The sequence below is a fragment of the Streptomyces sp. NPDC005706 genome (assembly GCF_040631045.1).
Taxonomy (GTDB): domain Bacteria; phylum Actinomycetota; class Actinomycetes; order Streptomycetales; family Streptomycetaceae; genus Streptomyces.
In genome coordinates, this window is record NZ_JBEXYS010000007.1 from 132,146 (window position 1) to 152,598 (window position 20,453).

The following is a 20,453-nucleotide window of genomic DNA, read 5'->3' on the forward strand; positions in this document are numbered from 1 at the left end:
GACAGGAGCCGTCCATGCACCTCGACCACACCCACCACGGCCCCGCCGCCGTGAGCGCCGACGCCCACCGGCCCGACGGGGCCCGGCGCGCCCTGCGCATCGGGCTCGGCGGTCCCGTCGGGTCAGGGAAGACCGCCACCGTCGCCGCGCTCTGCCGGGCCCTGCGCGAGGAGTGGTCCCTGGCCGTCGTCACCAACGACATCTACACCCGTGAGGACGCCGAGTTCCTGCTCCGGGAGGCCGTGCTGCCGCCCGAGCGGATCACCGCCGTGGAGACCGGCGCCTGCCCGCACACCGCGATCCGCGACGACATCTCCGCCAACCTCGAGGCGGTGGAGGACCTGGAGGACGCGGTCGGGCCGCTGGACCTGATCCTCGTGGAGTCCGGCGGGGACAACCTCACCGCCACCTTCTCCAGGGGACTCGTCGACGCGCAGATCTTCGTGATCGACGTGGCCGGCGGCGACGACATCCCGCGCAAGGGCGGACCCGGCGTCACCACCGCCGACCTGCTCGTCGTCAACAAGACCGACCTCGCGCCGTACGTCGGCTCCGACCTGGCCCGGATGGCCGCCGACGCCAAGGCACAACGCGCCGAACTCCCGGTGGTCCTGCAGTCGTTGCGAGACGACACGGGAGTCTCGGACGTGGCCGCGTGGGTGCGGGGGCGGCTGGCCGCGTGGACGGCGTGACGGCGGCCGGGGTCCGGGCGGACGCACGGATCGTCGCCCGGAGCGACGGACGGGGCGGCACCGCTCTGCCCGTACTGGACGGCCAGGGCCCGCTCGCGCTGCGCCGCGTCCGGGCGAGCGGCGACGAGGCGCGGGTGATGGTCGTGGGCGCGATGAGCGGCCCGCTCGGCGGCGACCGCTTCCGGGTACGGGCACGGGTCGCCGAGGGCGCCCGGCTGCACGTCGGCTCGGCCACCGCCACCATCGCGCTGCCGGGCCAGCACAAGGGCGAGGCACGGTACGACGTACGGCTCGACGTCGCCGAGGACGCCGAGCTCAACTGGCTGCCGGAACAGCTTATTTCAGCCGGCGGCAGCGACCTGCACGTCACCACTCGGGCCGAACTCGCCGCCGGAGCACGGCTCGTGCTGCGCGAGGAGCAGGTGCTCGGGCGGGCCGGAGAGGAGCCCGGACGGCTGACCAGCCGGCTCACCGTGCGGCTCGCCGGCCGGACCCTGCTGGACCAGGAGCTGAGCTGCGGGCCCGGAGCACCCGGCGGCTGGGACGGCCCCGCCGTGCTCGGCGGCCACCGGTCCGTGGGGCAACTGGTCGTGGTGCGGCCGGAGTTCGCGGAGCAGCCGCCCGCCGCGCGGATACTGGGGGAGTGCGCGGCGCTGATGCCGCTCGCCGGACCGGCGGTGCTCGTCAGTGCCGTGGCCCCCGACGCGCTGAGGCTGCGGCGGCTGCTCGACGAGGCGCTCGCCCTGCTCAGCTAGCTGTTCCGCTCAGAAGACGCACTGATCCGTTTATCGGATTGGTAAAGAAGATCGGCCTCCCCTGTTCTCAGGTGGCTCACAGCCGCGAGGATCCCCGTCTGACCACTCGCAGCGATGTGCAATGGGAGTCCACTTGAGGGACAACAGACCGAAGAGCCGCCTGCTGGCGCTCGGTTCGGCCGGAGCGCTCGTCACGGCGACCCTGATAGCCGGAGCGGTGTCGGCGCCCGCGGCCAGCGCCGACAGCCGTCACGGACGGGACCGCGAGGCCGTCGGCGCCGAGATCGCCGCCGCCCGCGCCGCCAAGGCCGGCATCGACTGGCGGGACTGCCCCGCCGACTGGGGGCTGGAGAAGCCCATCCAGTGCGGCTGGGTCACCGTGCCGCTCGACTACAGCAAGCCCGACGGCAAGCAGATCGAGCTCGCCGTCGACCGCATCGGCAACACCGGAACCCAGAAGGAGCGCCAGGGCGCGCTCGTCTACAACCCGGGCGGCCCCGGTGGCTCCGGCCTGCGCTTCCCGCGCCGGGTCACCACCAAGAGCGCCGTCTGGGCGAACGCGGCGAAGGCCTACGACTTCGTCGGCTTCGACCCGCGCGGCGTCGGCCACTCGGCGCCCATCTCCTGCGTCGACCCGCAGGAGTTCGTCAAGGCGCCCAAGGCCGACCCGGTGCCGGACACCGAGGCCGACAAGACCGCCCAGCGGGGGCTCGCCCGCGAGTACGCGCAGGGCTGCGCCGAGCACAGCGGCACGATGCTGCCGCACATGACCACGCCGAACACCGCCCGCGACCTGGACGTCATCCGCGCCGCGCTCGGTGAGCGCAAGCTCAACTACCTCGGCGTCTCCTACGGCACCTACCTCGGCGCCGTCTACGGCACCCTCTTCCCGGGCCACCTGCGCCGCATGGTCGTGGACAGCGTGGTGAACCCGTCGAAGCGGAGCATCTGGTACCAGGCCAACCTGGACCAGGACGTCGCCTTCGAGGGCCGCTGGAAGGACTGGGAGGACTGGGTCGCCGCCAACGACGCCGCCTTCCACCTGGGCACCACCCGCGCCGCCGTCCAGGCCAAGTGGCTCGAGCTGCGCGCCACCGCCAAGAAGAGCCCGCTCGGCGGGGTCGTCGGCCCGGCCGAGCTGATCTCGTTCTTCCAGAGCGCCCCGTACTACGACTCCTCATGGGTGCCGGTCGCCTCGGTGTTCAGCAAGTACGTCGCCGGTGACACCCAGGCCCTCGTCGACGCGGCCGCCCCCGACATGGCGGACACGGCCGGCAACGCCGCCTCGGAGAACAGCAACGCGGTCTACACCGCCGTCGAGTGCGCCGACGCCAAGTGGCCCACCAGCTGGAGCAAGTGGGACCGGGACAACACCCGGCTCCACCGGGACCACCCGTTCATGACCTGGGCCAACGCCTGGATGAACCTGCCCTGCGCCACCTGGCCGGCCAAGCAGCACACGCCCGTCGAGGTGGGCACCCACCGCGGTCTCCCGCAGGTGCTGATCGTCCAGTCGACGCATGACGCCGCCACCCCCTACCAGGGCGCCGTCGAACTGCACAAGCGCTTCAAGGGCTCCCGTCTCATCACCGAGCGGGACGCGGGCTCCCACGGTGTGACGGGCCTGGTCAACCCCTGCATCAACGACCGGGTCGACGCCTATCTCCTCGGCGGCAAGCTGGACTCCGCCGACGTGACCTGCGCGCCGCACGCCACGCCCAAGCCGTAACCGGCGGCGGTTCGGACCACAGGGGCGGCCGGGCTTCCCGGCCGCCCCTTCGTCATGCCTCGGCCGACCAGGCGTCCTCGGCCGCGTAGTCGAAGGCACCGGGGTACGCCCGCGCCATGACCGGGAAGCGCTCCCGCCAGTCCCCGTCGCGCAGCGCACCGGTCAGCCACTCCACCGTCTCCGGCAGGCTGTCCGCGTACGACACCACCGGCCGGTAGCCCAACTCCCGCTCGGCGGCGGACATGTCGAGGACCACCGGCAGCGGCACCGACCACGGGCTCCCGCCCACGGTCCCGCCGGGCGGCGGACCGTCCAGCAGCGTCGTCTCCGTCTCCACGCCCATGACCGCGTCGATCGCCGTCCCGATCTCCGCCGCCGTCGGTGCCCCGCCGTCGCAGGCGTTGAGCACCCGGGCACCCGGCCGGGCCGCCGCCAGCCGCACCAGCTCCGCGATGTTCCGGGCGCTCGCCGGATGGAAGCGGCTCTCCCCGCGGTACGCGAGCACCCGGCGGCGCCTGCCGTCGAGGTTCCGCTTCACGAAGTACAGCTCCCGGGGGAGCGGACTGTGCGGGCCGTGCACCGCGCCCGCCCGCAGCACCGTCGTCGGCAACTCCGCCTCGGCCAGGCGGAGTTCTTGCTCCAAGGCCGCCTTGCGGGTGGAGTAGGACGCCGCGCCCGGCGCCACCACCGGCTGGGACTCGGGCACCGGCACCGGATACACCGGGAAGCCGTCCTGATCGCCGGCGGTGTCGAAGCCCCGCCCCTTGCCGTCCTCGTAGACCGACACACTGGAGACGACGACCGCGGAGCCGATCCGGTCCGCGAGGGACGTCAACTGCCGTGCGTGCGAGGCGTCGTACGCCACCATGTCGACGACGAGATCGCAGCCGTCGCCCACCACGGCGGCGAGCGCGCCGTCGTCGGACCGGTCCAGCCGTACCACCCGCACGCCGGTGTCCCACGACCCGTCCCGGCCGCCGCCCCGCGAGGCGGCCGTCACCTCCCAGCCGTCCCGTGCCAGCGCCGCCACCACCGGACGGCCGATCTGCCCGCTCGCCCCGATCACCACTGCCCTCTTCATGAGGCGAGCCTAGGCACGGAGCAGGCCCGGGGCCGAGCCGTTCTGCCGAGGGCAGAGATCAGCCGAACGGCGTCCGGGGGGACTTGCGTTCCTTCTTCGCGTCCGCCTGCTCCGCCTTGACGACGGCCGCGTACCGGTCGACGTACTCCTGCCCGGACAGCGAGAGGATCGCGTACATGATCTCGTCGGTGACGGCCCGCAGCACGGCCTTCTCCTTCTCCATGCCGGCGTAGCGCGAGAAGTCGAGCGGCTCGCCGAAGCGGATCATGACGGGGCGGATGTGGGGTACGACCCGGCCCGGCGGCTGCGCCTCGAACGTGCCGATCATCGCGCAGGGCACGACCGGCACCCCGGCCCTCAGCGCCATGACCGCGACGCCGACCTTGCCCTTGTACAGCCTGCCGTCGTGCGACCGGGTCCCCTCCGGATAGATGCCGAGCAGCTCGCCCTTGCCGAGCACCCCGAGCCCCTCGCGGATCGCGGTCTGCCCCGCGTCCTTGCCCGAGCGGTCCACCGGGATCTGCCCGGCGCTGCGGAAGAAGAAGGCGGTGAGCCGGCCCTTGACGCCCGGCCCGGTGAAGTACTCGGCCTTGGCGAGGAAGGTGATCCGTCGCTTCAGGATCGCCGGCATCAGGAAGTGGTCCGAGAAGGAGAGATGGTTGCCCGCGACGATCGCCGGACCCGACGCCGGCACATGCTCCAGCCCCTCGATCCGGGGCCGGAAGACCAGCCTGAGCAGGGGGCCCAAGAGGACGTACTTGAGCACGTAGTAGAACAAGGGGCCGCTCCTCACTCCTGGCGGACTGGCTCAACCACCGCGTTCTCGCTCGTCATTCGGCCTGTCGTGGGATGTCAGTGTAGGTGCAGGCGCGGCCGTCCGGCACCGGTCCGGACCGTGTCGGGTCCGGCCCCGACCGGCTGCCCCGGACGGGTGCTGCCCGAACGCCGGAAGGCCGCGGGGCTGCTTATAGTCGGGCGGGTGACCAACTCAGCGGACCGGCGGGCACAGGCGTCGGCCAAGCGGCAGCGGCTCACCGCGGCGGCGGCCCGGGTGCTGCACGAACAGGGGGTCGAACGCACCACCCTCGCCGACATCGCGCGCGCCGCCGGCGTCCCCGTCGGCAACGTCTACTACTACTTCAGGACCAAGGACGACCTGGTCCGGGCCGCGCTGGCCGAGCATGGCGCGCGGCTGGACGAGCTCACCGGGCGGCTGGAGCGGGAGGCCGGCCCGCGCGACCGCCTGAAGGCGCTGGTCGAGTCCTGGATCGGGGAGCGGGACGTCGTCGCCCGCCACGGCTGCCCCACCGGCACGCTGGCCGCCGAACTCGGCAAGCGCGCCGACGACACCCTCGGCACGGAGGCCGGGGCGGTGCTGCGGCGGCTGCTGGACTGGGCCGCCGGCCAGTTCCGCGAGCTGGGCCTGCCCGGCCCGGAGGACCTCGCCCTCACCCTCGTCTCCGGCTGCCAGGGCATGTCGCTCATGGCCCACGCCCTGCGCGACCCGGACGTCATGACCCGCGAGGGCGCCCGGCTGCTGCGCTGGCTGGACTTCCTCGGTACTCAGGGCGCGCCCGTCGCGGGCAGTTCCAGACGCAGTTCGTAGCCGCCGTCCGTGGTCGGTCCGGAGGTGATGGTGCCGCCGAGGAGCGAGGCGCGCTGGCCCAGGCCGACCAGGCCGTAGTGCGAGCTGGGCAGGGGGAGCGCGGGCCGGGTCGGCGCGGAGTTCGTCACCGTGACGCGCACGGTGCCGTCCTGGTGGCCGAGGCAGACGGTCGCGGCGGCGCCAGGGGCGTGCTTACGGATGTTGGTCAGGGCCTCCTGGATGGTGCGGTAGACGGCGCGCTGCACGGTCGGCGGCAGGTCCCGCGGCAGATCCATACGCAGCTTGGTCTCGATGCCGCTGCCCTCGACGAGCTGCTGGAGATCGGCCAGGGACGGCTGCGGGGTCAGCTCGGTCGGGCGGCCGCCGGAGGCCCGCAGGACGTTGACCATGTGCCGCAGCTCGTCCAGGGTCTGGACGCTCAGCCGCCGGATGGTGGCCGCCGCCTCCTTGGCCTCCCGGTCCCGGCTGCCCACCTGCAGCGCGCCCGCCCGTACCGCGATCAGGCTCACCTGGTGGGAGACCACGTCGTGCATCTCGCGGGCGAGCTGCGCGCGTTCCTTGGACAGCGCGGCCTGGGCGGTCAGCAGCTGTTCGTGGTCGCGCGCCTCGGAGATCTCGGTGAGCCGCAGCGACAGATCGCGCCGGGTCTGGACGAGCTGGCCGAGGAACACGGGAGCGGCGGCCATCGCCGCGGTGTAGGTCAGGGTGATCAACGTCGACGTGCCCAGCAGGTCTATCGCGGGCGACGGCCATCGGGTGACGTCGCTGAACGTGAACGTCAGCGCGCACAGGGCCAGCAGGACTCGGCGGCGGGTGAGCGAGGCCAGGGTGTACAGCGCGGCCAGCGCGGCGAAGACGGCGTCCGAGAGCAGGACGGAGGGCAGGGTGAGCAGGAACGTCAGCAGCGGCAGGCGGCGGCGCAGCAGCAGCGCGAAGGCGGCGATGAAGGCGAAGGTCATGCGCAGCGGCTCGTCGCTGTCGAAGTGCACCCAGACGTCGAACAGCGAGCAGACGACGACGGCGGCGTCCAGCAGCGGCGCGGGCAGGCGGCGGGGTGTCATCCCTCCCCCTTCTCGAGGAGCCCGGCCCGTTGGGCGAGCAGGGCGGCCTGGACCCGGCCGCCCACTCCCAGTTTGGTCAGGATGGCGCTCACATGGTCCTTGACCGTCCCGGTGCTCAGATGCATCCGGGTGGCGATGTCGCCGTTGGACAGCCCTTCCGCGACCAGGAGCAGCACATGGCGCTCGCGGTCGGTCAGCCGTTCGATGGTGTGGGCGGCGGCCTCCTGCGAGCCGGCGCCCAGGAAGCCGTCCACGACCGTCCGGGTCACCTTGGACGACAGGACGGTGCCGCCGTCGGCCAGGGCCCGCACCAGGAAGGGCAGTTCCTCGGGGTCGGTGTCCTTGAGCAGGAAGCCCGCCGCACCCGAGCGCAGGGCCGTCTCCACGTACTCGTCCATGTCGAACGTGGTGAGCATGGCCACGACCGGGGGGTGGGGCAGTCGGCGGAGCTCCGCCAGGACCGTCAGCCCGTCCACGTCCGGCATCCGGATGTCCAGCAGCACGACGTCCGGCCCCGCCTCCCGCACGGCGGTGAGCGCCCGGCCGCCGGGCACCGCCGCCACGACCTCGATGTCGTCCGCCGCGTCGAGGATGTGCTGGAAGCCCGTGCGGATGAGGGCCTCGTCGTCGACCACCAGTACCCGGATCACGTGTGCTCCACTCGCTGCCGGTTTCCAGTCTCATCCGTACCGCGCCGAGCGGCGCGCCGGGCCGGTACGGCGGCGGGTTCAGCCGGGCGGCGGGGCAGTCCCAGCCGGTCGGCGGGGCGGTTTCCGGACATCCGCCGGATGGTCGTGGCCGGGGGTGGCCACGGACCCTGGTACGCATGAGCCCGGAGCCGGTCCGCGCCCTGTCTTCCCTGACCGAGAGCCGTGCCGGTGCACGAAGGAGGTCAGTCGCATGACGATCCGCCTCACGTTCCTGAGCACGAGCGGCGGGGAGCCCACCCCCGGCACCCGTTTCGGTGACGCTCCACCGACCGGACGCGAGCTGGCTGCGGCACGCGCCGCCCGGGCGGACCTGCCTTCCCACACCCGGGCCGTGCGGGCACCGTCCCTGCGCTGCCGGTGGACCGCCGAGGCCCTGGGCCTGACGGCGGCTGTCGAGCCCGCGCTGCGCGACCTCGACCTCGGCACCTGGCGCGGCCGTACGGTCGGCGAGATCGCCGCGGCGGACCCGCACGCCCTCACCGCCTGGCTGACGGACCCGGACGCGGCACCGCACGGGGGCGAGTCGGTCCGCCGGTTCTGCCGGCACACCGCGAACTGGCTCGGTGTCGTCGCCGAGGAGCCGGGCCACGTGCTGGCCGTCACCGAACCGGCCGTCGTCCGGGCCGCGCTCGTACACGCCCTGGCCGCGCCGGCGAGAGCGTTCTGGCGCCTCGACGTGCCGACCCTGTCCCCGGTGTCCCTCACCTGGCAGCGCGGCCACTGGGACGTCAGTTTCGGCTCCGCCGCCTTCGAGGCGGCCCGGCGGTTCACCGTGATCCACCGGTACCCGCACCAGCACGCCGGCCGGGACGAGGCCGCCCACGCCCTCGTCCCGTCCGCCGGGACCTGGGCCGAGCCCCTGCGGTACCCCCGGGTGGACGGAGCCGACTACGCCGCCACGCGCCCGTAACGGCGCCCCGCCCTGGCCGCCGCCGCGGCCGTGACGCGAGTCCCGTCGCCGCTCGCGCCGCCCGCCCCGTACGATGTCCGCGATGCCCGGCAACCAGCAGCGCGCCCCGCGACCGCCTCGACGGTCCCGTCGTGCGCTGCTCGTGCTTGCGGTGCTGGCCGGCCTGCTGGGCATGCACGCCCTGGCGCCCGGCGGCGGCACCGGGCACCCGGCACGGGCCCGGGCCCAGCACCGCGCGGTCGTCGTCATGGCCCAGGACGCCTGTCCGGACGGTCACTGCGGGGGCGGCCACCTGCACCACGCCGACCCGTCCTGCGCGTCCGGCGCCGTCAAGGACGGCCTTCAGCCGCCCGTACTGGTGCCCGGCCCGGTGACCGCCCGGCCCCCGGCCGGCGCCCGCCGCTCCCTCGTTGCCGCCGCACCGGACGACGCCCGAGCACCGCCCACCCTGGCCGAACTGCAACTCCTGCGGATCTAGAGGCACCGACGACCGCCCGCACGGCGGCCGTCCACCCACGCGTGCCCGAAATCATCTCTCCGACAGCAGGAGTTCCAGCATGACCATCCGTACCCTGACGCGCCGCGCCGCCCTCCTCGCGGTCACCGTGACCGCCTCACTGGCTCTCGCCGCCTGCGGCGGCAGCGACGACGGCGCGGCCCACGCGGGACACGGCGGCCCGGCGTCGGCCGCCGCGTCCGCCACCGCCGCCGGCCCCCACAACGCCCAGGACGTCTCCTTCGCCCAGGGCATGATCCCGCACCACCGGCAGGCCCTGGAGATGGCGAAGCTCGCCGACGGCCGGGCCTCCTCGGCCCGGGTGAAGGACCTCGCCGCCCGGATCGAGAAGGCGCAGGACCCGGAGATCCGGACCATGACCGGCTGGCTGACCGCCTGGGGCGAGCAGGTGCCCATGGCCGGCATGGACCACTCGGGACACACCGGCACGACCGGCATGGCCGGGATGATGAGCGACGACGACATGGCGGCGCTGAAGAAGGCCACCGGCGCGGACTTCGACAGCAGGTTCCTGTCGCTGATGGTCGAACACCACCGGGGCGCCGTCGAGATGGCCGGCACCGAGAAGTCCAGGGGCGCCTACGGCCCCGCCAGGACCATGGCCGGTGACATCGTCCGGGCGCAGAACGCCGAGATCCAGGAGATGGAGCGGATCCTCGGCGGGAGCTGACACGAAGCGGGGGGCCGGCACCGGTCCGGCCCCCCGCCTCCCTCAGCCCAGCACCTTCTCCAGGGAGCCCAGCGCCGAGCGCAGCTCCTCGGCCGTGATGGTCAGCGGGGGCGCCAGCCGGATCGTGGAGCCATGGGTGTCCTTGACCAGGACGCCCTCCCGCATGAGCCGCTCGCTGATCTCGCGGCCGGTGCCGATCGCTGGGTCGACGTCGACGCCCGCCCACAGCCCGCGCGCCCGGAACCCGGTCACGCCCCTGCCGACCAGCTCGGTCAGGCCGTCCCGCAGGACCAGGCCCAGCTCGGCCGCCCGGCGCTGGTACTCGCCCGTCTCCAGCAGCCCGAGGACCGCCGAGCCGACCGCCGCGGCCAGCGGATTGCCGCCGAACGTGGAGCCGTGCTCACCCGGGCGCAGCACGCCCAGCACCTCGCGCCGGGCCACCACCGCCGACACCGGCACGATGCCGCCGCCCAGCGCCTTGCCCAGCAGCAGCACGTCGGGGACGACGTCCTCGTGCTCGACGGCGAGGGTGCGGCCGGTGCGGCCGAGGCCCGACTGGATCTCGTCCGCGACGAACAGGCAGCCCTTGCGGCGGGTCAACTCACGGACACCGGTCAGATAGCCGTCGTCCGGGATGACGACCCCGGCCTCGCCCTGGATCGGCTCGATCAGCACCGCGGCGGTCGTCTCGTCGACCGCCGCCTCCAGCGCGGCCAGGTCGTTGTACGGCACGACCCGGAAGCCGGGCGTGAAGGGGCCGAAGCCCGCGCGGGCCGACTCGTCCGTGGAGAAGCTGACGATCGTCGTCGTACGGCCGTGGAAGTTCTCGGCCGCCACCACGATCGTCGCCCGGTCGGCGGGGACGCCCTTGACGTCGTACGCCCACTTGCGCGCCACCTTGACGCCGCTCTCCACCGCCTCGGCGCCGGTGTTCATGGGCAGCACCATGTCGAGCCCGGTCAGCGCGGCGAGCCGCTGCGCGAACCCGGCCAGCCGGTCGTTGTGGAAGGCGCGGGAGGTCAAGGTCAGGCGGTCGAGCTGCTCGTGCGCGGCCTCGATCAGCTCCGGGTGCCGGTGGCCGAAGTTGAGGGCCGAGTAGCCGGCCAGCATGTCGAGGTAGCGGCGGCCCTCGACGTCCTCCACCCAGGTGCCCTCGGCCCGGGCGACGACCACCGGCAGGGGGTGGTAGTTGTGCGCGAGGACCGGCTCCTCCGCCCGGATCAGGTCCTCGGACGTACGGGTGCGCGCGGGTGCGGTCATCAGCGAATCTCCTGGGTGCAGCACTTGATGCCACCGCCGGCCTTGTGGAACTCCGACAGGTCGACGGGGACGGGAACGTAGCCGTGGCCGGCCAGGCGCTCGGCCAGCGCCTCGGCCTTGGGTGCGATGAAGACGTGCCTGCCGTCGGACACGGAGTTCAGGCCGAACGCCATCGCGTCGTCGCGGGTGGCGAGCACGGCGTCCGGGTACAGGCGCCGCAGCACTTCCCGGCTGCCCGGGGAGAACGCCTCCGGGTAGTAGACGATGTTGTCGTCGTCCAGGACGAACAGCGCCGTGTCCAGGTGGTAGAAGTACGGGTCCACCAGCGTCAGGCCGATCACCGGGTGGCCGAGGAACTCCTGGGCCTCGCGGTGGGCCTCGCGGGTGGTGCGGAAACCGGTGCCGGCCAGCACGTACCGGCCCGTCCACACCAGGTCGCCCTCACCCTCGGTGACCGCCTCGGGGCGGTGGACGTCGAACCCGGCCGCCTTGAACCAGGTGTCGTAGTGGACCGACTCGGGACGCCGCTCCGGGGCGTGGAACAGGGACCCGAAGACCCGGCCGCCCACCACGAACGCGGCGTTGGCGGAGAAGACCATGTCGGGCAGGCCAGGGACCGGATCGACCGCGTCCACGGTGTGCCCGTGGGTCCGGTAGGCGCCGATCAGGGCCTGCCACTGCTCCCGGGCCAGGTCGACGTCGACCGGCTTGTCGGGATGCATCCAAGGATTGATCGCGTACTGCACGGCGAAGTGTCTGGGTTCGCAGACGAGGAAGCGCCGATGGCGCGGCACACGGCTTTCGGGCACAGAGGGTTCCCTCCGCTTTCCTGTGTGTCACTGAAGGATGACACCACGGTAGAAAGCGACGGAGACGGACGACAAGGAACAAGGGCTGCGCACATGTGCAGCATCGCTGCGTTCGTGACGGCGTTAACGCATCATCACTGCGTGAAAAGGGGTTTGCCGCGCGCTCATTCGGGCGCCGCCTGGGTTGCGCCCGCCTCCGGGCTCTCGGGGAGCAGATGGGAGAGCACCATCACGCTGATCGTCTTCCGGATGAAGGGTTCGGCGCGGATCCGCTCCAGCACCTCCTCGAAGTGCTCCACGTCCCGCGCCCGCACGTGCAGCAGCGCGTCCGCGCCGCCGGTCACCGTCATGGCCGCCGCGATCTCCGGATGGTTGCGGACGACCTCCGCCAGGCGCCGCGGCGGGGCCGCGCCCTCGCAGTACACCTCGACGTACGCCTCCGTGCGCCAGCCCAGCGCGGAGGGCCGCACGGTCGCCGTGAACCCGGTGATCACCCCGGTCTCCCGCAGCCGGTCCACGCGCCGCTTGACCGCCGTGGACGACAGCCCGACCGCCGCGCCGATCTCGGCGAAACTGGTCCTGGCGTTCGCCATCAGCGCGGTGACGATCTTGCGGTCGAGGTCGTCGAACGACGCGGCCCTGCTGTTCATGCGGGCACTGTAGCCAGCCGTACCCGCGACCGGGCCTACGGCCGGGTGACGACCATGGCGAGTGTCAGCAGCCCGAGGACCACCCAGCCGAACCACAGCCAGCCGTTGCCGCCGAGCGCGACGGTGTACGCCGTCACGACGACGAGCCCGCCGACCGTCATCGCCCCCATGGCCTTGGTGGAACCGTTCGTGGAACCGGGCATCGCGACACCCTCCTCATGGTCCGTCCATCACCATAGTGCCCCGGTTTCCGCCCGGAAGGCATACCGCGTACTCAGCCCTCGCGCGCGTTGAGGGAGGCCAGATAGGCGTTGTACGCCTCCAGCTCCTTGTCGCCGTCGCGGTCCGCGGCCCGGTCCTTGCGCCTGGCCTGCCGCTGCTCGGAGCCGTACCACTGGAACAGCAGCGCGATCAGCACCAGCACGGACGGGATCTCGCTGAACGCCCAGGCGATGCCGCCGGCCGCGTTCTGATCGGCGAGCGCGTCGATGCCGAGCGAGGCGGGCGGGTTCCGGAACGTCGCCACCATCGGCGTGGACCCCATCATCAGCGCGATGCCGAAGAAGGCGTGGAACGGCATGCCCGCGAACAGCTCCAGCATCCGCATCAGGTAGCCCGGCCGGTGCGGTCCGGGGTCCACGCCGATGATCGGCCAGAAGAACACGACGCCGACGGCGAGGAAGTGCACCATCATCGCGGCGTGCCCGGTCCTGGAGCCCATGAGGAAGTCGAACAGCGGGGTGAAGTACAGGGCGTACAGGCTCGCGATGAACAGCGGGATGGTGAAGACAGGGTGCGTGATCACCCGCATGTAGCGGCTGTGCAGCAGCATCAGCAGCAGCTCGCGCGGGCCCTTGCGGCCCCGGCCGGCGGTCGGCAGCGCGCGCAGCGCCAGGGTCACCGGGGCGCCGAGCAGGACGAGGATCGGCGACAGCATGCTGATCACCATGTGCTGCACCATGTGCACGCTGAACATGACCATGCCGTAGTCGTTCAGTCTGGTGCACATCATCAGGGCGATGGTGAGGACACCGACGACGTACGACACGGTCCGGCCGGCCGGCCAGGAGTCCCCGCGCCGCCGCAGCCGCACGACACCCCATCCGTACAGGGCCAGCCCGGCCAGACAGGCCACGAGGAAGAACGGGTCGGCCGACCAGTGCAGCCCCCGGGCCAGCGTGAACGGCGGCAGGTCCATCGTCATGCCGTGGCCGCTGTGATCCATCCGCCGGCTCCTGATTCGTGGGGGTTGTACGCGTCTGTCCGCCCACAAGAGTAGAACCGCCCCCGGTCAGCGCCGTGACCGGGGGCAGGTGGTTCCGAAACGGACTACAGGACGCACTCCGCCTCGTCGTACCGCTCGGCGGGCACCGTCTTCAGGGTCTCCACCGCCTCCGCCAGCGACACCATCACGATGTCCGTGCCCCGCAGCGCGGTCATCCGCCCGAACTCGCCCCGGTGCACGGCCTCCACCGCGTGCCATCCGAAGCGCGTGGCCAGCACCCGGTCGTACGCCGTCGGCGTGCCGCCGCGCTGCACGTGGCCGAGGATGACCGGCCGAGCCTCCTTGCCGAGCCGGTGCTCCAGCTCGACCGAGAGCTGCCGCGCGATGCCCGCGAAGCGTTCGTGGCCGTAGATGTCCTTGCCGCCCTCGTCGAACTCCATGGCGCCGGGCCGCGGCTTGGCCCCCTCGGCGGCGACCACGATGGCGAACCGCTTGCCCGCCTCGAACCGCGCGCCCACCTTCCGTGTCAGCTCGTCGATGTCGAACGGCCGTTCCGGGACGACGATGGCGTGGGCGCCGGCCGCCATGCCCGAGTGCAGCGCGATCCAGCCGGTGTGGCGGCCCATGACCTCCACGATCAGCACCCGCTGGTGGGACTCGGCGGTGGTCTTCAGCCGGTCCAGCGCCTCGGTGGCGACCCCGACCGCCGTGTCGAAGCCGAACGTGACGTCCGTGACAGCGATGTCGTTGTCGATGGTCTTCGGCACGCCCACGATGGGCAGCCCGTTGTCCGACAGCAGCCGGGCCGCCTTCAGCGTGCCCTCACCGCCGATCGGGATGATGGCGTCCAGGCCGAGTTCCGCGACATGGCCCCTGGCCCGCTCGACACCGTCGCGCAGATGCTCGGGGCGGACCCTGGAGGAGCCGAGGATGGTGCCGCCGCGCGCCAGGATGCCGCCCACGGCATCGAGGTCGAGCTTCATGTAGTCGCATTCCAGGAGGCCCTTCCAGCCGTCCCGGAAACCGATGACCTCGTCACCGTGGTCGGCCACGGCACGGTGCACGACGGACCGGATGACGGCGTTCAGGCCGGGGCAGTCGCCGCCGGACGTGAGGACACCAATGCGCATAGCCCGAAATACCTTCTCAACGTGGGCCGGGAAACCGGACCACGTCGTCCGGCGGATTCCCGGTCACCCTACCGGCGTGAGGGGGTCGCTCCGTAGCAGGCGTCCGCCTGCTGGACGCGCCCGCACATGTGAGCGGACGAGCCGTCAGGCGGGCCCGTCACGAGCCTGCCGGAGAACGCTGAGAGCCCCCTGACGCGCGCCTTACGCGAGTCTCACGCGGGCTGCTGCGCGGACGCGATGCGCTCGTTGCGCAGCGCCTCGTACCAGCGGTCGTCGACCGGCGGCAGCGCGTTCACGTCGAGCGCCAGCTTCAGCAGCAGATCGGCGATCTGCGGGTTGCGGGCCAGGACCGGGCCGTGCATGTACGTGCCGAAGACGGTTCCGTTGTACGCGCCCTCGGTGCCGTCCCCGGTGCCGTTGCCCCTGCCGATCCGGGTGCGGGCGAAGGGGCGGGCGCTGGCGCCGAGGTGGGTGACGCCCTGGTGGTTCTCGAAGCCCGTCAGCGACGGCAGGCCGAGCTGCGGGTCGATGTCCGCGAGGACGTCACCGACGCACCGCTCGCCCTCGCCGCGCACCGACGTCACGTCGAGCAGGCCGAGGCCCGGCTCCCGCTGGCCGAGGTCGTTGATGAACTCGTGGCCGAGGATCTGGTAGCCGGCGCAGACCGAGAACACGATCGCGCCGTTCTCCACGGCCCGGCGCAGATGGCCGTCGCGCCGCAGCCGCTCGGCCGCGAGCCGCTGCGGCCGGTCCTCGCCGCCGCCGATGAGGTAGATGTCACCGGACGTCGGGATCGGCTGGTCGCTGCGCACGTCCAGCCGGGCCACGTCCAGGCCGCGCTGGCGCGCCCGGCGCTCCACGACGAGCGCGTTGCCCTGGTCGCCGTAGGTGCTCAGCAGGTCGGGGTAGATCCACACCAGCCGCAGTTGGTTGTCGCTCATGAGGTGATCGCCTTTCGAAGATCAGTTGCCGACGCGGCGGCGCAGGTCCTGGAACGCGGTGTAGTTCGCGATGACCTCGATGCGTCCCGGCGGGGCCGCCTGGACGGCCTGGTCGAGGTTGTCGCACACCTGGAACTGCTGGTTCGCGACTTCGAGGCGGACGGCGAGGTCCAGCTTGCGGTCGCCGATCACGAAGATCGGGTGGCCGGTCAGCCGCGTGTAGTCGACGTCCCACAGCCAGGAGGTGTCGGTGCCGTCGGCTCCGCGCGCGTTCACGGAGAGGATCACCGGGGTGGGCGGCGGGTCGATCAGGGAGAACGTCTCCAGCCAGCCGGCCGGGTTCTTGGCCAGCAGCAGCCGGAGGTCGCGGTTCATGAACTGGACGACGTCGTACCGGCCGGCCACGGCCTGCACCTGGTACATCCGCTCCAGGGCGACCTGCGGCGGCACTCCGAAGACGGCGGCGACGGCCGCGGAGCTGGCCGCGTTCGCCTTGTTGGCCCGGCCCGGCAGCTGGAGGTGGATCGGCCAGGCGGAGCCGTGCGGGTCGAGGACGTGGTCCCCGGACAGCGCCCAGCTCGGCGTGGGCCGCCGGAAGCCGCACTCACCGCAGAACCAGTCCTCGCCCGGACGCTGCATCACGCCACCGCAGGACGGGCAGGACCAGGCGTCGTCCTTCCACATCTGGCCGGCCGCGACCCAGATCACATTGGGGGAGGAGGACGCGGCCCAGACCACCAGCGGGTCGTCGCAGTTGGCGACGACGACGGCCTTGGAGCCGGCCAGGCCCTCGCGCCAGTTCTCGGCGAGCATCCGGGTCTCGGCGGCGCGGTCCAGCTGGTCCCGGGAGAGGTTCAGCAGGGCGATGCACTTCGGGCCGGTGTCCCGGGCCACCCCGGCCAGGTACTTCTCGTCGACCTCGATGACGCCGAACTTCGCGTCCGAGCCGCCGGCCAGCGCCGAGGTGATCCCGGCGGGCATGTTGGCGCCGAGCGCGTTCGACACCACCGGACCGGCGGCGCGCAGCGCCTCGGCGATCAGCCGGGTGGTCGTGGTCTTGCCGTTCGTGGCGGACACCAGGATGACGTCCAGGTTCTGGGCGAGCCGTCCGAGGAGGTCGGGGTCGAGTTTCAGCGCGACCCGGCCACCGATCACCGACCCGCTGCCGCGTCCAGCGGCACGCGATGCCGCGGCGACCGCCTTGCCCGCGGTCACGGCCAGCTTGGCCCGCGGCGAGAGCGGGTCCGAGTTGCCTGCCATCAGTTCTCGATCCTCCTTGCGTACGCGCCGCGCCTGGGGCCATCCGGCAGCGTGGTGTGGGCCTCAGCCTATCGAGATCCATTCGCACACCCGAATCGCGGCCCACGCCTCGCGGCGGGCAGGGGCCGAACGAACCGTACCCTTGCCGCCATGCGACACCGCCCGATCCGGGGCGCCCACGGGCGCGTCCGGCCCCTTTCCCTGCTCGGGGACCCCGTTCTGCACGGGCCCTGCGCGGACGTCACCGCCTTCGACCCCGAACTCGAGGCACTCGTGGAGGATTTGTTCGCGACCATGTACGCGGCCCAGGGGGTGGGCCTGGCCGCGAACCAGATAGGGGTGCCTTTGCGGGTGTTCGTCTACGACTGTCCCGACGACGAGGACGTCCGTCACCTCGGCCATGTGGTCAATCCGCGCCTGGTGGCGGCGGACGGTGTGGTGATCCGGGGTCCGGAGGGCTGTCTGTCCCTGCCGGGCCTGGAGGCGGGGACGCAGCGGTACGACCACGCGGTGGTCGAGGGCTTCACGGCGGCCGGGGAACCGGTCACCGTCCACGGCACGGGATTCTTCGCCAGGTGTCTCCAGCACGAGTGCGACCACCTGGCGGGCACGGTGTACGCCGACCGTCTGACGGGTCTGCGCCGCCGGCGGCTTCGGCGACGGATCGACCGGGCCGCCTGGCACCGGGCGGACCGCCCCTGAGGCCGAGCCGTCAGAAGCCCGGGCCGCCGACCCGGTCCCCGGCGGCCGCGAGCCTGCCCCACAGCAGGTCGGCGAGGGAGCGGACCAACTCGGCCCGGGAGCACGGCCGTTCGCCGAGCCACCAGTCGCCGGCCGCGTGCATCATCCCGACGATCCCGTGTCCCCAGACCCGGGCGAGCTGCTGACTGCCCGGTCCGAGGTCCAGCCGGTCCTCGATGACCTGGGCCAGTTCCTCACCCATCCGGCGAAGGAGCGGAGCGCTGTGCTTGCCGACGTCGAACCCCTGGTCGCCGCCGGTGCCGCTCTCCGCCGGGTGCATGAGGAACCGGTACACCTGGGGCCGGGCCTCGATCGCCGCGAGATAGGTGTCCAGGGTGGACTCCACCCGCTCGCGCCGCTCGGCGGGCGCGTCCAGGGCGGCGCGCAGCGAGTCCAGCAGCGCGTCCGTGTGCCGCTTGGCCAGAGCCGCGTAGAGGCCGCCCTTGTCGCCGAAGTGGCGGTACAGGATCGGCTTCGTGATCCCGGCCTCCGCGGCGATCGCGTTCATCGACGCCTGCGGGCCGTCGCGCAGCACCACCCGGTCGGCGGCCTCCAGCAGCTCGCGCCGTCGGCGGTCGGCGGTCCGCTGCTGATCGGTCCGCTGCGTGGTGTCCATGTGGTCTCCCCACCCGTGCTGATTCGGTGACGCCTGCGCAAACTAGCACTGTCCGCGCCTGTGACATCGAACGGGATGCCGAGGCGTCATCAGGAGTTGACTTTTACTACTGGTCGGTAACACACTCACGTTACCGCTAGTAACATCATTGGTAGGACCGTACGTACCGCCGCTGGAGGGGACATGGCCGAGTTCACCATGGAGCTCAACGACGAACAGAAGGAGGTCCGGGAGTGGCTGCACGGCTTCGCGGCCGACGTCATCCGCCCCGCGGCCGCCGAATGGGACGAGCGTGAGGAGACTCCCTGGCCGGTCATCCAGGAGGCCGCGAAGGTCGGCATCTACTCCCTCGACTTCTACGCGCAGCAGTACTTCGACCCCACCGGCCTCGGCATCCCGATGGCCATGGAGGAGCTGTTCTGGGGTGACGCGGGCATCGCCCTCTCCATTGTGGGCACCGGCCTGGCCGCCGTGGGCGTTCTCGCCAACGGGACCGAGGAACAGATCGGCACCTGGATCCCGCAGATGTACGGCGACCAGAACGACGTGAAGGTCGCCGCCTTCTGCTCCTCCGAGCCGGACGCCGGCTCCGACGTGGCCTCCATGCGCACGCGCGCGGTCTACGACGAGGCCAAGGACGAGTGGGTGATCAACGGCACGAAGACCTGGGCGACCAACGGCGGCATCGCCAACGTCCACGTCGTCGTCGCCGTCGTCGACCCGGAGCTGGGCTCCAAGGGCCACGCGTCCTTCATCGTCCCGGCCGGTACCCCGGGGCTCGCCCAGGGCCAGAAGTTCAAGAAGCACGGCATCCGCGCCTCGCACACCGCCGAGGTCATCCTCGACAACGTCCGGGTCCCCGGCTCCTGCCTGCTCGGTGGCAAGGAGAAGCTGGACGAGCGGCTCGCCCGGGCCCGGGAGCGGGCCAAGGCGGGCGGCGAGCGGGTGAAGAACGCGGCCATGGCCACGTTCGAGGCCTCGCGGCCCGCCGTGGGCGCGATGGCCGTCGGCACCGCCCGGGCCGCGTACGAGGTCGCCCTCGACTACGCGAAGACCCGCGAGCAGTTCGGCCGGCCCATCATCGACAACCAGGGCGTAGCCTTCCAGCTCGCGGACATGCGGACGCAGATCGACGCCGCGCGGCTGCTGGTGTGGCGGGCGTCCTGGATGGCGGTCAACGGCAAGCCGTTCACGGCGGCCGAGGGCTCCATGTCCAAGCTCTTCGCCAGTGAGACGGCGAAGAAGGTGACCGCGCAGGCCATACAGATCCTGGGCGGCAACGGTTACACCCGCGAGTACCCGGTGGAGCGGATGCACCGCGACAGCGCGATCTACACCATCTTCGAGGGCACGAGCGAGATCCAGCGCCTGGTCATCGCCCGCACCCTCGCCGGGATGCCGATCCGGTAGCGCTCCGGGACGCGCACGCCGGTCCGGTGAGGGCGAGGGGCGCGGGTGCCGTCACGGCTCCGGGCCCCTCGGCGGCCGTCCGCGGTCATCTGTGCCGCAGCGGTGTGAGCTGCTCGATGTCGTAGCGCCGCCGGAGCCGCTCGATGGCCTCACGGTCCGGTGGTCCGCCGTTGCCGAGGATCTCCAGCAGCTCCTCGAAGTAGCGCTCGTGGTCCGGCGGCGGGGACGCCTGGAAGAACATCCTCGCCGGCGCGTCCGTCGGGTTGGCGAACGCGTGGGGGCAGCCGGGCGGTACGACGATGACCGTGCCCGGCGTCGCCCGGACCACCCGGTTGCCCGAACTCGACTCCCAGCGCTGCCAGTTGTCGGGGGTGCGGATGCGGGGCTCGAAGGCGAGCACGTCCAGTTCGCCCTCGAGGACGTAGAACAACTCCTCGCTGCGCGTGTGCACATGGGCGCCGACGTCGAACCCCGGCGGCACGTCCACCTCGAAGGTGGAGGCCATCCGCGAGTGCGTGCCGGTGACCTTGAACGTCACCCGCTGGGCCGGTGTCTCTACGACCCGGCCGTGGCCCGGCGGCACCAGCAGCCCTTCGGCCTGGGCCGCCTCCTGGGCCGGCGGAACCGTCTGGGCCGGCGCGGCTCCACGTGCCGCGGGCCCTTCGGGTACCGCCAGCCCC

The 20,453-nt window shown here is 72.3% G+C and carries 23 protein-coding genes; 9 read left to right on the forward strand and 14 right to left on the reverse strand.

All coding sequences use genetic code 11. The features are described 5' to 3' along the window. Window positions 1-14 precede the first annotated feature (14 nt). The 3 genes from ureG (at window position 15) to ABZ478_RS15575 (ending at window position 3,176) form a co-directional block, all read left to right on the forward strand. Entirely contained in the window at window positions 15-692 is a 678-nt protein-coding gene (gene ureG, locus ABZ478_RS15565; RefSeq protein ID WP_359549285.1) for an urease accessory protein UreG, read from the forward strand. After that, window positions 680-1,447 carry an urease accessory protein UreD gene (locus ABZ478_RS15570; protein WP_359549287.1) on the forward strand — a complete coding sequence of 256 codons (768 nt, stop codon included), beginning with the start codon at window positions 680-682 and terminating at the stop codon, window positions 1,445-1,447. The genes ureG and ABZ478_RS15570 overlap by 13 nt, the downstream gene beginning before the upstream one ends. Window positions 1,448-1,580: 133 nt before the next feature. Next, window positions 1,581-3,176 carry an alpha/beta hydrolase gene (locus tag ABZ478_RS15575; protein ID WP_359549290.1) on the forward strand — a complete coding sequence of 532 codons (1,596 nt, stop codon included), beginning with the start codon at window positions 1,581-1,583 and terminating at the stop codon, window positions 3,174-3,176. Window positions 3,177-3,228: 52 nt separating this feature from the next. Here the strand turns inward: ABZ478_RS15575 and ABZ478_RS15580 are convergent, their stop codons facing one another. Together ABZ478_RS15580 and ABZ478_RS15585 are read right to left on the reverse strand one after the other, a co-directional pair. Further along, a complete protein-coding gene (locus ABZ478_RS15580; protein WP_359549570.1) occupies window positions 3,229-4,245 on the reverse strand; it encodes an NAD(P)-dependent oxidoreductase in 1,017 nt (338 codons plus the stop codon). A gap of 70 nt (window positions 4,246-4,315) precedes the next feature. Then, window positions 4,316-5,035: a lysophospholipid acyltransferase family protein gene (locus ABZ478_RS15585; protein ID WP_359549292.1), complete on the reverse strand. Its 720-nt coding sequence runs from the start codon at window positions 5,033-5,035 to the stop codon at window positions 4,316-4,318. A 201-nt stretch (window positions 5,036-5,236) separates the two neighbouring features. On the opposite strand from ABZ478_RS15585, the gene ABZ478_RS15590 reads away from it, so the two are divergent. After that, entirely contained in the window at window positions 5,237-5,863 is a 627-nt protein-coding gene (locus tag ABZ478_RS15590; protein WP_359549295.1) for a helix-turn-helix domain-containing protein, read from the forward strand. Here the strand turns inward: ABZ478_RS15590 and ABZ478_RS15595 are convergent. Next, window positions 5,821-6,924 carry a histidine kinase gene (locus ABZ478_RS15595; RefSeq protein ID WP_359549297.1) on the reverse strand — a complete coding sequence of 368 codons (1,104 nt, stop codon included), beginning with the start codon at window positions 6,922-6,924 and terminating at the stop codon, window positions 5,821-5,823. The genes ABZ478_RS15590 and ABZ478_RS15595 overlap by 43 nt on opposite strands. Beyond that, a complete protein-coding gene (locus ABZ478_RS15600; protein ID WP_359549300.1) occupies window positions 6,921-7,574 on the reverse strand; it encodes a response regulator transcription factor in 654 nt (217 codons plus the stop codon). Before ABZ478_RS15600 ends, ABZ478_RS15595 begins: the two co-directional genes overlap by 4 nt. Window positions 7,575-7,824: 250 nt before the next feature. Here ABZ478_RS15600 and ABZ478_RS15605 point away from each other — a divergent pair, with 250 nt between their 5' ends. The 3 genes from ABZ478_RS15605 (at window position 7,825) to ABZ478_RS15615 (ending at window position 9,731) form a co-directional block, all read left to right on the forward strand. Next, window positions 7,825-8,544, forward strand: a complete 720-nt coding sequence (locus tag ABZ478_RS15605) for a histidine phosphatase family protein (RefSeq protein WP_359549302.1) — start codon at window positions 7,825-7,827, stop codon at window positions 8,542-8,544. An 82-nt stretch (window positions 8,545-8,626) separates the two neighbouring features. Further along, entirely contained in the window at window positions 8,627-9,022 is a 396-nt protein-coding gene (locus tag ABZ478_RS15610) for a DUF6153 family protein (protein WP_359549305.1), read from the forward strand. 79 nt (window positions 9,023-9,101) lie between these two features. Then, complete coding sequence (locus ABZ478_RS15615; protein WP_359549307.1) at window positions 9,102-9,731, forward strand: DUF305 domain-containing protein; 630 nt, start codon at window positions 9,102-9,104, stop codon at window positions 9,729-9,731. Between the two features lie 42 nt (window positions 9,732-9,773). Here ABZ478_RS15615 and rocD read toward each other — a convergent pair whose 3' ends face one another. From rocD to ABZ478_RS15655, 8 genes are all read right to left on the reverse strand, one after another. Then, the gene (gene rocD / locus ABZ478_RS15620; protein WP_359549308.1) at window positions 9,774-10,991 is read right to left on the reverse strand and encodes an ornithine--oxo-acid transaminase; all 1,218 of its coding nucleotides are present in this window, start codon (window positions 10,989-10,991) and stop codon (window positions 9,774-9,776) included. Then, window positions 10,991-11,800, reverse strand: coding sequence for a dimethylargininase (ddaH, locus tag ABZ478_RS15625; RefSeq protein WP_359549311.1), 810 nt, complete (start codon window positions 11,798-11,800; stop codon window positions 10,991-10,993). Before ddaH ends, rocD begins: the two co-directional genes overlap by 1 nt. A 164-nt stretch (window positions 11,801-11,964) precedes the next feature. Further along, window positions 11,965-12,450 (reverse strand): Lrp/AsnC family transcriptional regulator, encoded by a 486-nt coding sequence (locus ABZ478_RS15630; protein ID WP_359549315.1) that lies wholly within the window; start codon window positions 12,448-12,450, stop codon window positions 11,965-11,967. Between the two features lie 35 nt (window positions 12,451-12,485). Then, a complete protein-coding gene (locus tag ABZ478_RS15635) occupies window positions 12,486-12,653 on the reverse strand; it encodes a hypothetical protein (protein WP_359549317.1) in 168 nt (55 codons plus the stop codon). 71 nt (window positions 12,654-12,724) lie between these two features. Further along, on the reverse strand, window positions 12,725-13,675 hold the full coding sequence (locus tag ABZ478_RS15640; RefSeq protein WP_359549318.1) for a cytochrome c oxidase assembly protein: 951 nt from the start codon (window positions 13,673-13,675) through the stop codon (window positions 12,725-12,727). 104 nt (window positions 13,676-13,779) lie between these two features. After that, window positions 13,780-14,805, reverse strand: a complete 1,026-nt coding sequence (locus ABZ478_RS15645) for a 6-phosphofructokinase (RefSeq protein WP_359549319.1) — start codon at window positions 14,803-14,805, stop codon at window positions 13,780-13,782. A gap of 212 nt (window positions 14,806-15,017) precedes the next feature. After that, on the reverse strand, window positions 15,018-15,746 hold the full coding sequence (locus tag ABZ478_RS15650; RefSeq protein ID WP_359549322.1) for a glutamine amidotransferase: 729 nt from the start codon (window positions 15,744-15,746) through the stop codon (window positions 15,018-15,020). A 21-nt stretch (window positions 15,747-15,767) separates the two neighbouring features. Further along, entirely contained in the window at window positions 15,768-17,006 is a 1,239-nt protein-coding gene (locus ABZ478_RS15655) for a MurT ligase domain-containing protein (RefSeq protein WP_351668589.1), read from the reverse strand. 150 nt (window positions 17,007-17,156) lie between these two features. Between ABZ478_RS15655 and def the strand changes: the two genes are divergently transcribed. Next, a complete protein-coding gene (gene def / locus ABZ478_RS15660) occupies window positions 17,157-17,708 on the forward strand; it encodes a peptide deformylase (RefSeq protein ID WP_359549324.1) in 552 nt (183 codons plus the stop codon). A gap of 10 nt (window positions 17,709-17,718) precedes the next feature. On the opposite strand, the gene ABZ478_RS15665 is transcribed toward def, so the two are convergent. Next, a complete protein-coding gene (locus ABZ478_RS15665; RefSeq protein WP_359549325.1) occupies window positions 17,719-18,363 on the reverse strand; it encodes a TetR family transcriptional regulator in 645 nt (214 codons plus the stop codon). A 183-nt stretch (window positions 18,364-18,546) separates the two neighbouring features. On the opposite strand from ABZ478_RS15665, the gene ABZ478_RS15670 reads away from it, so the two are divergent. Further along, window positions 18,547-19,773, forward strand: coding sequence for an acyl-CoA dehydrogenase family protein (locus ABZ478_RS15670; protein WP_351660216.1), 1,227 nt, complete (start codon window positions 18,547-18,549; stop codon window positions 19,771-19,773). 85 nt (window positions 19,774-19,858) lie between these two features. Here the strand turns inward: ABZ478_RS15670 and ABZ478_RS15675 are convergent, their stop codons facing one another. Next, window positions 19,859-20,356 carry a cupin domain-containing protein gene (locus ABZ478_RS15675; RefSeq protein ID WP_359549573.1) on the reverse strand — a complete coding sequence of 166 codons (498 nt, stop codon included), beginning with the start codon at window positions 20,354-20,356 and terminating at the stop codon, window positions 19,859-19,861. Between the last annotated feature and the right edge of the window lie 97 nt (window positions 20,357-20,453).